At 47.2% G+C, this 16,654-nt stretch carries 10 protein-coding genes; 2 read left to right on the plus strand and 8 right to left on the minus strand.

Features of this window, described 5'->3' with window-relative positions:
• Nucleotides 1-127 precede the first annotated feature (127 nt).
• The 6 genes from QT994_RS06850 to treZ form a co-directional block, all read right to left on the minus strand.
• Complete coding sequence (locus tag QT994_RS06850) at nucleotides 128-1,906, minus strand: efflux RND transporter periplasmic adaptor subunit (protein ID WP_333172815.1); 1,779 nt, start codon at nucleotides 1,904-1,906, stop codon at nucleotides 128-130.
• A 269-nt stretch (nucleotides 1,907-2,175) separates the two neighbouring features.
• A complete protein-coding gene (locus QT994_RS06855) occupies nucleotides 2,176-2,784 on the minus strand; it encodes a PadR family transcriptional regulator (RefSeq protein WP_333172816.1) in 609 nt (202 codons plus the stop codon).
• Between the two features lie 709 nt (nucleotides 2,785-3,493).
• Complete coding sequence (locus QT994_RS06860; RefSeq protein WP_333172819.1) at nucleotides 3,494-4,006, minus strand: DUF4112 domain-containing protein; 513 nt, start codon at nucleotides 4,004-4,006, stop codon at nucleotides 3,494-3,496.
• 197 nt (nucleotides 4,007-4,203) lie between these two features.
• Nucleotides 4,204-6,120 carry a molecular chaperone DnaK gene (gene dnaK, locus QT994_RS06865; protein ID WP_333045321.1) on the minus strand — a complete coding sequence of 639 codons (1,917 nt, stop codon included), beginning with the start codon at nucleotides 6,118-6,120 and terminating at the stop codon, nucleotides 4,204-4,206.
• A gap of 541 nt (nucleotides 6,121-6,661) precedes the next feature.
• Nucleotides 6,662-9,457, minus strand: a complete 2,796-nt coding sequence (treY, locus tag QT994_RS06870) for a malto-oligosyltrehalose synthase (RefSeq protein WP_333172867.1) — start codon at nucleotides 9,455-9,457, stop codon at nucleotides 6,662-6,664.
• Between the two features lie 379 nt (nucleotides 9,458-9,836).
• Nucleotides 9,837-11,660 carry a malto-oligosyltrehalose trehalohydrolase gene (gene treZ, locus QT994_RS06875; protein WP_333172822.1) on the minus strand — a complete coding sequence of 608 codons (1,824 nt, stop codon included), beginning with the start codon at nucleotides 11,658-11,660 and terminating at the stop codon, nucleotides 9,837-9,839.
• 320 nt (nucleotides 11,661-11,980) lie between these two features.
• Between treZ and QT994_RS06880 the strand changes: the two genes are divergently transcribed.
• Together QT994_RS06880 and QT994_RS06885 are read left to right on the plus strand one after the other, a co-directional pair.
• The gene (locus QT994_RS06880; RefSeq protein ID WP_333172825.1) at nucleotides 11,981-14,041 is read left to right on the plus strand and encodes an amylo-alpha-1,6-glucosidase; all 2,061 of its coding nucleotides are present in this window, start codon (nucleotides 11,981-11,983) and stop codon (nucleotides 14,039-14,041) included.
• Between the two features lie 35 nt (nucleotides 14,042-14,076).
• Nucleotides 14,077-15,117, plus strand: coding sequence for a glucokinase (locus QT994_RS06885; protein WP_333045324.1), 1,041 nt, complete (start codon nucleotides 14,077-14,079; stop codon nucleotides 15,115-15,117).
• 84 nt (nucleotides 15,118-15,201) lie between these two features.
• Here the strand turns inward: QT994_RS06885 and QT994_RS06890 are convergent, their stop codons facing one another.
• Complete coding sequence (locus QT994_RS06890) at nucleotides 15,202-15,651, minus strand: EVE domain-containing protein (protein WP_333045326.1); 450 nt, start codon at nucleotides 15,649-15,651, stop codon at nucleotides 15,202-15,204.
• A 37-nt stretch (nucleotides 15,652-15,688) separates the two neighbouring features.
• Nucleotides 15,689-16,627 carry an FHA domain-containing protein gene (locus tag QT994_RS06895; RefSeq protein ID WP_333172827.1) on the minus strand — a complete coding sequence of 313 codons (939 nt, stop codon included), beginning with the start codon at nucleotides 16,625-16,627 and terminating at the stop codon, nucleotides 15,689-15,691.
• Nucleotides 16,628-16,654: the final 27 nt, after the last annotated feature.

The raw sequence follows: 16,654 nt of genomic DNA on the forward strand, positions 1-16,654 counted from the left end.
TACGTTAATAATTAAAATTTCCCCTTTTTAAATAGCTGAGCAATCAAGTAGTTTCACATAAGGTATGCTGTTACGCTTGTGCGCTCTTAAGAGGTGAATCAAGAGTGCACAAGCGCAACAACACACCTTATTTTTTGCTTTCTACTGGTAATTTGTTCCCTGCTCCTTTCCCTTCCTCTTGAGCCATAATGGGAACACCGTCTGTCAGGTTAAGGATGCCTGCGGTAACAATTTTTTCCCCGGCTTGCAAACCAGCGACAACTTGATAATTATTCCCCTCAATGGCTCCCAGTTTCACGGACTTTTGTCGCGCTACTAAAGGTGGCATCCCAGGTTTTGGCTGTTCGGGCTTTTGAGCTGTGAAGACAAAAGTTTCCCCACCTAAGCGAGTGACTGCTGTTACTGGAACTAAAATTCCCGGGTTCTGTTTCCAGATGACTTTAGCTTTTACAAACTGGAGATTAAGCAGTTCGCCGCTGGGGTTGGGAAAGGTGGCTTTAGCTAAAATTGTTTGGGAATTGGCGCTGACGTTCGGGGAGATAAAACTGATTTGACCTTGGGCGATCGCCTTACCTTGAGCGTCGAGCATTTGTACTGGCAGCCCTAAGCGTAATTGAGGCATCTTTTCCAAAGGAATTGATAACCGCAAGTCTAGCAATTGGTTCTCAGTTAGGGTGGCGATCGCATCACCTTTTTTCAAGTAATCACCTACTTTCACTGGTATGTCGCCGATGACTCCCGCGAAGGGAGCGATGACAGCAGTTTCTTGTAGTTGTACTTCAAAGCCGCGCACTTGAGCGGTGGCCTCGGCAACTTGCGCTTCAGCTTGATCGACTTGTTCTTGGCGAGTGCCGTTGGCTAACTGCGCTAATCTGCTCTTGGCTTGTGCTACTTCTGCTTCGGCTTTGGCTATTTCCTCTGGGCGCGAACCGTTTTGCAATTGCCGCAAAGCTTGCCGCTGCTGTTGTAAGGCCGCTGTCCGGCGCTCGATCTCGGCTTGTCTGTTTTTTTGCCGCTGCTGGAAACGTCTTTGAGCTTCTCGGAGGTTGGCTTTGGCGCTGCCTTCTTTTTGGGTGTATTGTTCGAGGGTGTTTGCTGATTCTGCGCCTTCTTTTGCCAATGCCTGATATCTGGCAAGCTGCTGGGTGGCTAACTTTGCTTCGGCTGTGCTTGCTTCTATTTGCGCTCTTGCTTGGGCGATGTCTTCTAAGAGGCTACCTGTTTGGGCATCGGCGAGGTCGGCTTCAGCTTGGCTAACGCGGGCTTGGGCTTGACCAATTTCTTCTGGCCGAGAGCCCGATCGCAGTTGGGCTAGGTTGGCTTGGGCTTGGGCGACTTGGGCTTGAGCTTGGGCGATTTCTTCGGGCCTGGTTCCTGCTTGCAATTCTGCTAAGTGGGATTGAGCGCGAATCAGGTTGGCTTGGGATTGCCTCAAGTCAGCTTGGGCGCTGTCGCTTTTCATGCGGGCGATGGCTTGTCCTTTGTTTATGGAGTCCCCGGATTTGACAAAAATCTCAGTGACTAGCCCTTCTACTTCGGGTTTGATTTCGACCGAACGCTTGGCTTCTAAGCTGCTGACAAATTCCGAGGCATCTTGGACTGAGCTGGTTTCTACGGCTGCGAGCTTGACTGGTATGGCTTTGGGCTGGGCTGCTGCTGCCGGTTGCTGTGCGCGATTATGACCCGATTGCCACGAGTACCAGCCGAAACCTGCTGCGCCTGTGACGATCGCGATCGCGGCAATTAGGGGCCAGCGCGATCGTGGTTTAGCAGGAGGGTGGGGGCGATCGGCAATAGGCGGAAAATCATCCGATCCGCTGTCTGCATCGATTGGGTGCAGTTCCGGTGTGGGAGATTTTTGCTCTTCAGCTTCAACGACGGATTCTGGGGATTTAGAATAACTCATTGGCAGCACCACTTAGATTTTTTTTAACTTCTGACTTACGGAGACTTGGGCGGAATATTTGATTTTCCGGGCCCCCCCTCAAACATGGGGGAATAAGGACAAGCGATTTTAAACAGGATGGAATCGGGAAAGTACCTTTTTAATGAGGTTGGGGTATGTGCAGGGCTTTAGTCCGATCGCACTTAGCAAAGCCAGGGAGTGATTCTTTTTAGGAAAGCTTCTTGTTATCTCTCAAAAGTTACGATGGCAGGAATGATTACACATCCTTCTTATGACTCAAGTGAGTGGGTGAGTTGGAAGGATTTTTCCTTGGAGTCGGGGGATTCAGCGTAGGTGAGGGAGTCACGCACTCCGGCGATCGCGCTTTTTTCCTTGGCTAGTTGCTCGGTTAACCACTCTATTTCTGACGCCAGCACTGACTTGCAGCGATCGCGAGAGGCGAATTGATAGTCATCGGTTAGTGGATATTCGCTCTTGAGGCTTTCGATGTAGTCTTGCCGGGTGTAACAGGCTCGCAAGCGGTGTTCCAACAATTTCATCCGTTCTTCGGGTTCTAAGTCCCCAAAAAAGAAAAACTTGATTTGGAACCGGGAACCACTGTTAACCCAGCTTTCTTGAGGGTGTTCGAGCATTTTTTTCCGCCAGAGTTCGCGCCCTTTGGCGGTAATTCCGTAGATTTTGCGCGGGCAGCCCGCATCTCCGGCTTCTTCGGCAATTGTCGCAATCTGGCCTCGCTCTTCCAAGCGCTTCAGGAGGGGGTAAATCGCTCCATAGTTGACGCTGATGCAACTGCTCATAAACAGCTCCAGTTTTTGCTTTAGCCGATAGCCGTGCATGGGTTGCAACTGTAGCAGCCCCAGGGCTGATAGTTCAAGCATTTATATCAACTTGATATTATAGTCTGGATTATATCACTATATCGGACTCAAGGACGAGCGGGTCAATACCTAGTTTAAAAGAATATTTAAAATACACATTAAATAATATTTGTCAATACTCTTAAGATATACTTTTTTATCCCGAGAGGGCGAGCACTTTGTATTATAAAACACATTTGAGCTATAAAAAGAGTGCTGGTTTACCTCGATTTCGGTCACAGAAACGGTAACATCTAACTTTTGACATAAGTGAGATGCCACCTGGTCTTTGATGTCTCGGAAGTGATTCAATAGACTCTGCTCAATAAGTCTGATTTTTGCCACCTATCTCTTCTTGGTAAGGGGGTCATAACTTTTATTGGTAGGGCTTGGTTTAATTTTTAAACCATGACACATTTTAGTATTTATTGAAGATTGAGCCCACCAGATGTTTTTGGGTAGGTGATACTGATATTATTTTTCTCAAGCATTGCAGCAAAAAAAGTGTTGATTTGTTTCCACTCGCCCTGTCCGTAATGTACGGATATGTGAGATTTTCGCTCTTTAGTGAGGTAGAAAAAAAAGCAAAGCAGCTTACGGGTAGTTAAACCCAGATGTTTTTCTCTGCCATTAATCATCTTCAAAGATGATTTTTAAGAAATACTTAACCGATTATATGCTATTAACATGATACAAAGAAAGTGATTTATCTTGAGCATCAAACCCAAGATTAACGCCCTGTAATTACTTGAAATAGCCAGCCAAAAAGCATCACACTCAAGAAAATCACGCCTCCGACAATTAACATCAAACCCAACAGCAACGCGGCCACAAAGAGCCCATCGGCTTTTTTACCTTGTTCCGGGGAACCTAAATGAGCATCCAGCAATTCTATATTTTTGACATTAGCTTTCCAAGCAACATCCAACAAATCTCCTGCCACCGGTACAGTACCAGCAACTGTATCAAATACGATATTAGCTGCCATTTTTACTAAAGTCTCTTGAGGCACTCCCATTTGAGCGGATTTGAAGACAACATATCCTGCAAAAATTGAACTGATTAAATCGCCGCCGCCCGGTATAAGTCCCAATATCGGATCAAGTCCGATGCGGTATTTTGTGCCGGGAATCGGAATTGCATTGTCTAGTAAATGGCTGATCCGGCGGAGTCGGCGCAAGGATGCTACATGAGATGGGCTGGGAGTATTTGGGGAGGAATTTTGTATAGGAGAACGTGACATTTAATTGCTCTCGATTGCGATATTACTGCTAGTTTATGATATTTATTGAAGCATATTCAAGTTTTTTCACTCTGCCAGAAGCAGATTTTTACTGATTTTGGGCGATCGGCTTTGGTTGGTTTTTGAATGCACAGAAACCCGGTTTCTGTTCAAAACCGGGTTTCTTGCTTCTAGCTGAGGGCTTTTAATTTAGCCTTTTATTTGTTGCCTTCTGTGAAGTCGGCGTCAATCACGTCGTCGCCGCCGCCAGTGGGGCCGCCGTCTCCATAGCCACCAGGGCCACCGGGGCCGCCAGGGCCATCAGTTGGGCCGCCTGCTTGCTGGTACAGGTTGCTGCTGACAGCGTAGAATGCTTGCTGCAACTCTGTTGTTAGGGTTTTGATGCGATCGTCATCTTCACTGCTAATCGCCTCGCGCAAGTCTTTAAGCAACCCTTCAATCTTAGTTTTGTCATCAGCGGGAACTTTATCACCCAATTCTGCCAACTGCTTCTCGATTTGATAGGCTTGAGAATCAGCTTGGTTTTTGCGATCGATCTTTTCGCGACGTTCCTTGTCAGCAGAAGCATTCGATTCGGCTTCCTTCACCATGCGTTCGACTTCATTGCTGGGCAAAGTAGAAGCACCAGTAATGCTAATCGATTGCTCCTTGCCAGTACCTTTATCTTTGGCAGCTACATTCAAAATACCGTTAGCATCGATATCGAAAGTAACTTCAATTTGAGGTACGCCACGGGGGGCCGGTGGAACTCCATCTAAGCGGAAGGTTCCCAAATCCTTGTTATCATTCGCCATTTCCCGTTCGCCTTGCAAAACGTGAATTTCCACGTTTGTTTGGCCGTCTACAGCAGTCGAGAAAGTTTCCGACTTCTTGGTAGGAATAGTGGTATTGCGGGGAATAATTTTGGTCATCACGCCGCCCAAGGTTTCGACGCCGAGAGACAGCGGAGTAACGTCGAGCAACAAGATGTCTTTGACTTCGCCAGAGAGTACGCCGGCTTGAATTGCTGCACCGACTGCAACCACTTCGTCCGGGTTTACCGTTTGGTTGGGGTCTTTGCCGAGAAGTTTTTTGACCAGTTCTTGCACCGCAGGAATGCGTGTAGAACCACCAACTAAGACGACTTCATTAATGGCAGATTTGTCTAATTTGGCGTCGCGGATCGCATTTTCTACGGGGATGCGAGAGCGATCGATCAAATCCGAGCACAGTTCTTCAAACTTGCCCCGCGTCAAAGTCGTGTCCAAGTGTTTTGGCCCGTCTTGAGTCGCGGTAATAAACGGCAGGTTGATTTCTGCTTGGGTAACGCTCGAAAGTTCAATCTTGGCTTTTTCTGCTGCTTCTGTCAGGCGTTGCAGTGCTTGTTTGTCTTTACGGAGGTCAATTCCTTCAGCTCTTTGGAATTCGTTAGCGATGAAATCAACAATTTTTTTATCAAAATCGTCACCGCCGAGGTGAGTGTCTCCAGAAGTTGCCAGCACTTCAAACACGCCGTCGCCTACTTCGAGAATAGATACGTCGAAAGTACCGCCACCTAAGTCAAATACGAGGATGGTTTCGTTGCTCTTTTTATCTAACCCATAAGCTAAAGCTGCTGCTGTAGGTTCGTTAATAATCCGCAGCACTTCAATGCCGGCAATTTTTCCCGCATCTTTGGTAGCTTGGCGCTGGGAGTCGTTGAAGTAAGCGGGAACAGTAATTACCGCTTGGGTAACTGTTTCACCGAGGTATTTGCTGGCGTCTTCTACGAGTTTGCGGAGAACTTGTGCAGAAATTTCTTCTGGGGCAAATTGCTTGCCACGGGCGGGACAGTCTAGTTTGAGGCTGTTGCCGACTTTGAGGACTTTATAGGAAACTTCAGTGGTTTCGTGGGTTACTTCATCAACCCGACGCCCGATAAACCGTTTTACTGAGTAAAAGGTGTTTTCGGCGTTCATCACGGCTTGACGCTTGGCGATTTGTCCGACAAGTTGATCGCCATTTTTAGCGTATGCTACTACGGAAGGTGTGGTGCGACCCCCTTCGGCGTTGGCTATGACGGTGGGTTTGCCGCCTTCCATAACTGCGACGCAGGAGTTTGTCGTACCTAAGTCAATTCCAACTACTTTTCCCATAGGGGTGTTCCGGCTCCAATCTCTACAAAATTTTGGTGTTTTATCTGTGCGATAGTCTGGTTATTCAGGACTGCGATTTTACCTCGCGGTTTACGGGTAGTGAGTCCTGCTTTAATACAGTCTTCGATAGGGTGCTGATCTCTATACTGCGGGCGGTAGACCTTGCGATGAAGGGGTATTTACCGAACCTCTGGGGGGACGGTTGCATCCGTGAGGCTTGCACCGCTACAGTTGTTGACTGCTTTGCTTTTCTTTACTCTTCCCAATGTACGGTGTGCGATCGATTCGGGTATTGTGGCAAACCGTATACGTTGTGTTGTATTTGCCGTCTTATGTGTATAAATTTTGTTTGGTTGGTAGGGGCGATCGGTTTTTTGACTTCAAATCAGGTTTAATATCAATTCTGAAAAGGGACACGGCATTGCCGTGCCCCTTTCGGTTTACTTCCAGACTGTGCCTGGGAAGGAATATATTTAGGGAGAGCCTCAAGTCCGGCTGCTGGGAATCTCGGGTTATTCGAGAATTTTCCAGCTTTTAATTGCTATCTTTCACCGATCAGCAGAGCTGCCGGAAAGTAACTCAGAGCTTCACCAATTGCCAACGTACCGTTACTTTCTACTGCCTGATTTGTAATTGCATCTTTCCAAACCGACGGCATTTGCTCGGATAATTTCAAATTAGTATCTTTCCAGACTTGTTTGCCGAGCGGCATTTCTTCGGGTTTGACAATTCCCGTCAAAAACCGGGGAGCAATGACAATAACGGTAGTCTCTCCAAAGCTTCTGGCAAAGGCAACAACATTATCTTTAAACGTGCCAACTGCTTGCAGAGGCAGATAATCGCCTGATTGAAAAACTTCCAAGTATTTTTTTCTCGCTTCTAGAGCTCTTGCCGTCAAAAACAACTTAATTCTCGCGTCTTCCCGCGTCGCAATCAAATCTTCAACCAGTTGCAAAATATCCGTCTGAGCTTGCTCTTTAATTTCCCGCAAAACCTCGATTCTGCGGTCAAAATCAACGGGACGGCGGTTATCCGGATCGACGTGGCTTAAATCCCAGAATTCCGTCCCTTGATAAATGTCGGGAACGCCCGGAGCAGTGATTTTCAGGAGTGTTTGAGATAAAGAATTGAAAATTCCGTAATTAGCTACTTTTTTCCAGAAAGGTGTAAATTTGTTGAGAAACTGATTTTGTTCCGAAGGTTCGAGAACGCTATCGACAAAGGTCATAAAACCAGCTTCGTAGTCGTTATCCGGTCTCAGCCAAGCCGTATAAACTTTGGCTTCACGGACAGCTTTAATGACATAATCTTTCAGGCGATCGACATAATCAGTATTTTCAATTCCCTCAAAGGGAAAACTGCCGAGCAAAGTTTGGTACAAGAAGTATTCGTCGTTAGTATTGGGAACCATTCGATTCACAAAGTTGACTTTTTTAGAAGAGTTTAGCTCTCTCCAAGACTTGACTTGCTGTTCCCATTCATCGGGAATTTCGGACAAAACGTTAATTCGAGCTCGCACATCTTCGCCGCGTTTGGTATCGTGGGTAGCTGTAGCATTCATTTTGTGCGGCCAAGCGACTTGCTGCTGTTTGTTAAACTCGTGAAAATCTACCAACGACACGCCGAATTGACTGGGGTTTCCTCCCACTTCGTTGAGGGATAAAAGCCGATAGTAGACGTATAAAAGGGTGTCTTCAACGCCTTTGGCCATCAAAGGCCCGGTCAACTGCTGGAGTTTCATTACAAAGTGCCGACGCTGCTCTTTTTGTTCGGTTGTTAGGGTTTCTTCTTCTTCCAGCAACAGCACAGTTTCGATAAATTTAAGTTCCTTTAGAAGTCGCGGTACTTGTTCTTTCGCGTGAGCGATCGCATATTTTACGTAAGTGCGATCGGACTCTCTCAAACCATCTTGATTGATGTAAGTTCGGTAGACTGGAAAAATCGTCAAAACAGCCGCCAATGCTTTTTCCAAACCGGGACGAGTAAAGTCATTTCCCTGTCTCGATTGACCGGAGATATTCTTCAAAAGTTGAGCTAGATTGTCTACATCTCCCGCCAAGTTTTTCTCAACAATCAGCCCTTTTTTGTCTAAAAACAACTGTTCATAGGGAACATTTAAGCGAGTAAATCTCTGATAGATTTCGCTAAATTGCTGCTCGCGATCGCACCGACAGAAAACGCCGTTTACGTAATTCAAAAAGTCGTAGCCGCTAGTTCCCTCAATCGGCCAATATGACGGCAAATCTTCTTCGTGTTCCAGAATCTTTTCAACAGTAATGTAAGTGTCTCCGACTTTCTCCCGGAGCCGTTTCAAATATTCTGTGGGGTCGTACAGTCCGTCGATGTGGTCGATTCTCAATCCGGTAAACTTTCCCTCATCAACCATGTCGAATATCAGAGCATGGTTTTTGTGAAAAACTTTAATCTCTTCAACTTTTACCGAAATAAGTTCGTTGACTGTAAAAAACCTTCGGTAGTTAATTTCTTCGGCCCCCACTTTCCAGAAAGCCAGACGGTAAAACTGCTCGGAAAGCAAATCGTCTAGCAGATTAAAGCTTTCGGCATTGCCCTTTTCTCCGTTAAAAAAATTGATGTTTTCATCGATAAATTCCTGCACAAGGGGATTTTGATTGTAGAGTTCCCACAGCAGTCCTTTGACAAAAGCTATCTGATCGTATCGGGTTTTACCTTTAGTTTCTGAAGGTGTATTTTTAATTAAATAAAGAATTCCCAAAAACTTGATAAAATCTGGATGGCGTCTGCCTAATTCCCTGGCTAAATGGCCCAAATTATGACTGATAAATTTAGCATAAGATTCAATTCTTACTGGCAATTGTAAGCTATAATAATTGATTGTCAGCCCAATTTCGCTGTATTTGAGTTGAATCTCGCCATTTTCCAGACACTCTCCATAAAAATTGCCCAGCAGCGGAGCCAGCACTCGACCTCGGAGATGTTCGTAAGCATGATTCCATTCAATATCGAAGTAATCGAAATAGTCGGAATCCGGCCCGTGTTCCAATACGTCTAACAGCAGCAAGTTTTGAGTGTCGTAAGCCATGTGGTTTGGGACAATATCTTGCAGCCATCCCATGTTCCGTTTCTTGACTTCGTAGGTGAGGGCTTCAAAATTTTCTGATGTTCCCAATTCTGGATTGAGCTGATTTGAGTCAACGACATCGTATCCGTGAGAGCTGCCTTTTCTGGCTTTAAAGATTGGTGAAGCGTAAAGGTCGGTAATTCCTAAATCTTCCAGATAGCTAAGGATTTGTTTGGCGGCTTCAAAGTTAAAACCTCCATGAAATTGAATCCGATAAGTTGTTGTGGGAATTCTCATCATGTTAATTTTACTCCAGGTTTTTTAGGGTTTTCTTTTTTAATATTATGAGGCAGAGCCTCCTCGACTGCATTCCCCGGCGGAGGCTGGGTGACAACTTAACGTCAAACCCAATCACAGACTGCTGTTTGAGTATTAAGGTTAGATCCCCCCTAGCCCCCCTTAAGAAGGGGGGGACAAGAGTCTTCTCAAAGTCCCCCTTCTTAAGGGGGATTTAGGGGGATCTAGACTTAGCTACAAGCGAGATTTATCAATGGTTTCAGTCTTAAGTTGTCACCAAGGGGCAGAGCCGGGGAACGAGAGAGGTTCTGCCTCCCATTTCTTGTTCCTAGGCTCTGCCTGGGAACGCCTGTATTTGAGGCTCTGCTTCCCGTTTTAATTACTGTAATTCATAGAGTGCGAAACTCTGCGGTTTAACGGTCAATTTTTGCTCTGAATTTATCTTTTCAGGCAAGCTAGAACCTAAACCCATCCATTTTTCGTCAGCAGAGTCTAAAATTTTGTTCCAGTTGCCTTGGGGAAGTGCAGCCGTAAAAGCTACCTCTTGCCTGTTGAAGTTTAAAATGCAGAATATTTGGCTGTCATCTGTCCAGCGACGTAGAAATAAGATTTTTTCCGCTTCAATGCTGGATACTTCTAGACTGTTTTTGTCGAGTTTTTTAAGGGCTGGTATTTGCCGCCGCAGTTGAATCAGATGTTGATGCCATTCCCAAAGGATTTTGTGTTTGCCTTCGGTTTGTTTTTCCCAGTTTAACTTACACTTATCGAAAGTCTCAGGACTCTGGGGGTCTTGAAACTCGCCTCGGCCTTCAAAGATTTTAAATTCTTGTTGTTTGTCTTTGCGGATAGCTTCAATTAAGTTTTCGTCAGAGTGGGAAACGAAGTAAAAAAACGGTGCTTCTTCTCCGTATTCTTCTCCCATAAAAAAGAAGGGAATGTAGGGAGAAATTAAGACTGTGCCGGCTGCAAGTTTCAATCCTTCCAAGTCAACTATTTTCGAGAGTCGGTCTCCCAAAATGCGGTTGCCGATTTGGTCGTGGGTTTGGGCAAACACCAAAAAATTATGACCCGGTTCATCCTTAACAGAATTGCCGTGTTTCCGCTTTCTGTGGGGGGCGTACTGGCCGGAGTAAACAAAGCTTTCTTTGAAGGCTTTTTCTAAGTGTTCGCACTTGCCGAAATCTTGGTAGTATCGGTCGTCTTCTCCGGTGAGCAAGGCGTGCAGTGCGTGGTGGAAATCATCGCACCATTGGGCGTCTAGTCCGAAGCCACCGAGTTCTTTGGGACGTATAGTGCGGACATCATTTAAGTCACTTTCGGCTATTAAGTAAAGTTGCCGTCCTAGTTCTTGGGAAATATCGGCTGTGGCATCGGATAGTTCTTGTAAAAAAGGTCTTGCACCTACTTCAAATATTGCTTGAATTGCATCTAATCTCAGGGCATCAATGTGATAGTCTCGAAACCAGTAGAGGGCGTTTTCAATAAAGTAGTTGCGTACGCCGTCACTGTATGCGTCGTCGAAGTTGAGAGGGTCTCCCCAAACTGAGCCGTATTTTGAGGTAAAGTAGGGGCCGAAGTCCCTGAGATAATTTCCTTCGGGGCCGAGGTGGTTATACACTACATCGAGAATTACTGAAATGCCGTGTTCGTGGCAGGCGTTAACGAGTGTTTTGAAGCCTTCGGGGCCGCCGTAGGAGTTTTGAACGGCGTAGGGATATACCCCATCGTATCCCCAGTTTCGCTCGCCAGGGAATTGGGCTACTGGCATTATTTCGATGGCGTTGATTCCCAGTTCTTTGAGTCGGTTGAGCTGGGGAATTATTGCTTCAAATGTTCCGGCTTGGGTGAATGTGCCGACGTGCAGTTCGTAAATAATCATTTCGGCTAGCGGCACGCCTTGCCAATTTGTGTCAGTCCAAGTAAAAATATTTTCATCTATTACTTGCGACGGAGCGTGTACGCCTTGGGGTTGATATTTTGAGGCTGGGTCTGGTCGGTCGGTTTTTCCTTCGATTTGGTAAGTGTAAAGGGTTCCTGGTTCGATGTCTGTAGCTGTGGTTTGCCAATAACCTTCTGCCGATTGTTGCAGGGGTATCAGGCGTTTTGTTGGGGAAACAATTTGGACTGCCATTTGTTTGAGGGTGGGCGCCCAAACGCTAAATTCACATTGGTTATTGCCGAGGTAATTTGCTCCTATCTTCACTTTGAGCTGTTCTCCTTATAAAATAGGTTGGTAGTTCGATCGCCCGACGCGCTATTATCAAATGCTTTGCCCTTAAAGTTCAGCGCCTGTTTAGACGGTAATATTACTTAATATAACAAACAACTAACTTTAGACAGAGGCATCAAAGGGTAAAATCGTGTAATGGGCAAAAGTAGCGGTTAGTTATGTCTAAATTAGAGCAGGAATCGGCACGGGGGCGATCGCCAAACTAACGGCCTGGAAGCGTTAATATTTCTGGTTGATATCATGTCGAAAATCTACCTAAAGGTAGGTCAAAAATCAGCGCGAGTGTGGATTTTATGGTTATTGCTTTTGGACGGGAAATCTGCGGCAATCTCGACTCGGCGGAGTCTCGCGAGTGGTTGGTCACAAACGGGATCGGCGGTTACGCTAGCGGGACGATCGCAAATCTCCTCACCCGCCGCTATCACGGCTTGCTGGTAGCCGCCCTCAAACCCCCGCTGGGACGCACTTTGATGCTCGCCAAGCTGGACGAGACGGCTGTGTATCACGATCGCGCCTATCCGCTTTATACAAACCGCTGGGCCGACGCGACGATCGAACCCCACGGCTACAACTACATCGAAAGCTTTCACCTGGAAGGCACGACCCCAGTTTGGAGGTTTGCTCTCGCCGAGGCTATCCTGGAAAAGCGGATTTGGATGCAGCAAGGTGCTAACACAACATATATTCAATACCGCTTGCACCGCGCCTCACAACCGATCGCCCTCGCTGTCAAAGCCCTGATCAACTATCGCGACTACCACCACACCACGACCGTCGGCGACTGGCAGATGAGCCTACAAACCTTGGAAAGCGGGGTTTGCGTGACTGCATTTCCCAAGTCTGCACCCCTGTACCTGCTGACTGATGCCGAAGCAGAGGCCCAATTTCGAGTTTCTGCGCCTTTATACAATTGGCATTACGGATTTGACCTAGCAGCCGAAAAGCGGCGCGGATTGGATTGCTGCGAGGATCACTTGCACGCGGCGACTTTTCACATGACGATCGCACCGGGAAGTTCTCTCACATTGATAGCCAGCACCGAGAAAAATACCGAACTCAACGGCGGTAAAGCTTTAGAAGTGCGTCGCACTTATGAAGGAGAACTGCTGCAAAACTGGTCAAAAGTGAGGGAATCTCCCGACTGGATCGATCGCTTAGTGCTAGCAGCCGACCAATTTATCGTCAGCCGCCCGCTACCGGAGGAACCCGAAGGCAAAACGATTATCGCCGGATATCCCTGGTTCAGCGACTGGGGACGGGATACAATGATTAGCTTGCCCGGCCTCACAATCTGTACCGGGCGATCGGAAATCGCGCGATCGATTTTGCGGACATTTGCGCGGTATGTCGATCGGGGGATGCTGCCGAACCGCTTCCCGGATGCGGGCGACGCACCGGAATACAACAGCGCAGACGCCACGCTGTGGTACTTTGAGGCCATTCGCGCTTATATCGATGCCACGGGGGACGACAAACTTTTGAGCGAACTCTGGCCGGTGTTATGTGAGATTATTGACTGGCACATACAGGGAACTCGGTATAACATCCGCGTCGATCCCGATGACGGTTTAATCTACGCGGGCGAAACCGGCGTGCAACTGACTTGGATGGACGCGAAAATCGGCGATTGGGTGGTGACGCCCCGGATTGGTAAGCCGATCGAACTCAGCGCGCTTTGGTACAATGCTATACAAGCTATGGCAAGTTTTGCTCGAAAACTGGGCAAGCCTCACAATGAATACCAGCAATTGGGCGATCGAACAGCCGCCGGATTCCCCCGCTTCTGGAACGCCTCAACTGGTTACTGTTACGACGTTCTCGACGGCCCAGACGGACACGATAGCTCCCTGAGGCCCAACCAAATATTCGCCGTATCCCTGCCCCTAGACTCGATTCCTCCTCACTCGACCAACTCGTTGTCAGCGGGGATGCGCCAGGAAACCCGCTATACACCGTTACTGACGCCCATCCAGCAGCGCGGCGTGGTGGACGCCTGCGCCCAGCAGCTTCTTACTTCTGTCGGCCTCCGCAGCCTCTCGCCCCAGCACCCCCAGTATCGCGGCGCATACGGAGGCGACCAATTGCAGCGCGACAGCGCCTACCATCAGGGCACAGTTTGGGGCTGGCTGATTGGCCCGTTTGTCTTGGCGCACTTACACGTATACAAAAACCCAGCACAAGCGAGCGAATTCCTCGAACCGATGGCACATCATATAAGAGCCAGCGGAGTTGGCAGTCTGGCCGAAATTTTTGAGGGCGACGCCCCTCACTCGCCTCGGGGCTGCACGGCTCAAGCTTGGACTGTGGCTGAGGTGCTGCGGGCTTGGTTGGCAATTAATACTGTGGGTGTTTAAATTAGGAATGTTATGTTTGGTTGAATAGGAGATTTATGGCATTATTATTAGCTGGCGATATTGGCGGAACAAAGACGATTTTACGCTTGGTGGAAAGGAGTGTTAACGGTGAAATGAACCCTGTTTACGAGTTTCGCTACCCGAGCGGGGAGTTTCCCGATTTAGTGCCGATGGTGCAGCAGTTTTTGAGGGAAGCTGCTAGTAAGTTGAATGGGCCGGTTGTGCCAGAAAAAGCTTGTTTTGCGATCGCAGGACCGGTGGTTAACAACACTGCAAAACTGACTAATTTGCCTTGGGTGCTGGATGCGAAGCGTCTGGAACAAGAATTAAAAATATCCCGCGTCAGTTTAATTAATGATTTTGTTGCGGTTGGCTATGGCGTGTGGGGTTTGGATGCTAAAGACTTGCACATTTTGCAAGTAGGAAAACCCCGTCAACACGATCCAATTGCTGTGATTGGTGCGGGTACTGGTTTGGGAAATTGTTTTGGAATTCCCGAAGCAAATGGCATCAGGGTTTTTTCTTCGGAAGGGGGGCACGGTGACTTTGCTCCTCGTTCGGAGTTGGAGTTTGAATTGCTGAAATATTTGTTAGCAAAACACGACATTCAAAGAATATCGATCGAGCGTGTAGTTTCGGGACAAGGGATTGTTTCAATTTACCAGTTTTTGCGGGACAGAAAGTTTGCTCCTGAATCGCCGGAGATAGGGGAAGTTATCAAAAAATGGGAGTCAGAAATCGGTAAAAGCGAAAAGAGTGTCGATCCGGGGGCAACAATTGCACAGGCGGCTCTCAAAAAGTGCGATCGGCTTTCCGAACAAACAATGCAAATGTTTGTAGAAGCTTACGGTGCAGTGGCAGGAAATATGGCTGTGTCACTTCTACCTTATGGCGGTTTGTACATAGCCGGCGGCATCGCTGCTAAGATTTTGCCCCTGATGCTAGAAGGGGGTTTTATGCGAGCTTTTACGCACAAAGGCCGGATGGATTCGCTGTTAGAAATGATGCCGGTTCGATTGGTTTTGAATGACAATGTAGGGTTAATTGGTGCGGCTGTTTGTGCGGCCGGTCTTTAGTCAATAATTGTATGGTGCGTCAGCTTTAAGCTTCTAAATATTTGACGAAATAACGCTCTGATGACGCACCATACTTAGCTAGAGTTATTTCATATTCAAAATCTTCTCAGCAGCACTTTCAGACACCGGCATCACCGATAACCGATTGCCTTTTCTCACCAGCCAAATCTCATCACTGCTAAACTTTTGTTTAAGTTTACCCAAAGATATTAACTTAGTAAATTCTTCAACAAACTCCACTTTTACCGTTTGCCATCGAGGTGCATCAAACTGCGATTTAGGATCATAATACTCGCTTTTTATGTCGAACTGAGTAGGGTCAACAATCCCAGTTTCCACCACGCGGACTAAGCCGACAATTCCGGGTATTTTAGTATTAGAATGGTAAAAAAATACTAAGTCTCCCCGACTCATTTGTCGCATAAAATTGCGAGCTTGATAGTTGCGAACGCCATCCCAAATGCAAGTGCGATCGTGCTTCAAATCCGCAATACTGTAAACATCCGGTTCCGACTTCATCAGCCAGTAATTCATAAAATATCTTTCCGCTTCTGCAACCACAGAGTCAACATCAAATAAACTCTGCGTGTACAATATCATCTTGAGGCACGTAACCGATTTGATTGCGGTAAATATTGAAGTTTTGGCGCAGGTTGTCGCCGTTGAGAAACACAGCGCCGTTAGTAGTTTTTTCGATGCCTAAAAGCGTCCGCATTAAAGTAGATTTGCCAGCGCCGCTACCGCCGACTAAAGCCACAAACTGCCCCGGTTCGATCGCCAAAGTGATGTTATCCAAACGCTTCGGAATTACCAGACTGTCAGCATCCAAACGAATTTGATGGCCCGAGTCTTGCATCTGCAACTCACCGCTGCGGTAAGTTAGAGTAAACGGGCCGATCCGAATTGCATCTCCCTCGGACAACTGTACAGAATTTGTCACGCGCTGACCGTTAACAAAAACCCCGTTAACGCTGTGGTCTCGCAAAATATAATTACCGCGACTGTCTTGGTCGATTGTGGCGTGGCGTCTAGAAACAAGCGGCGCATCTAATTGCAGCGAAGCGTTTGGATCGCGTCCCAACAAAACCGACCGATTCTTAAGAAGAATTGACTGCTTGCTAGGGACAGCAACCTGATTCGCCAGCGGATTAAAATAACTCAGCAAAACTTGATTTTGAGGATCGAGACCGATTTTAATTTCTGTGCCGTTTTTCAGACAATAACCGTCATTGGGAGTGATGCGAGTGCGATCGACAAATAAGCCATTAGTGCTCGGCCGCTGCCCGTCACCGTCGTAAATCCAGTAATTATCCCCAATTTGGCGCAAAACAGCGTGAACGCCGGAAACTGCGCGCCAGGGTTCGGGAATGGCTAAATCAGCACGAGTGCGATCGCGCCCCAATACGTGCTGCTGCTGTTTTAACTCTAACTGTAAAACCTCGCCTTGATTGCTTAATACTATATAAGGTCGATCGCTTAAAGCAGTCAGTTGTCCTATATTGCCTGTCATACTTCAATCGCGGTTTTTGCACTCACT

Source organism: Microcoleus sp. S13_B4 (assembly GCF_036700885.1).
In the GTDB taxonomy this organism is placed as follows: Bacteria; Cyanobacteriota; Cyanobacteriia; order Cyanobacteriales; family Microcoleaceae; genus Microcoleus.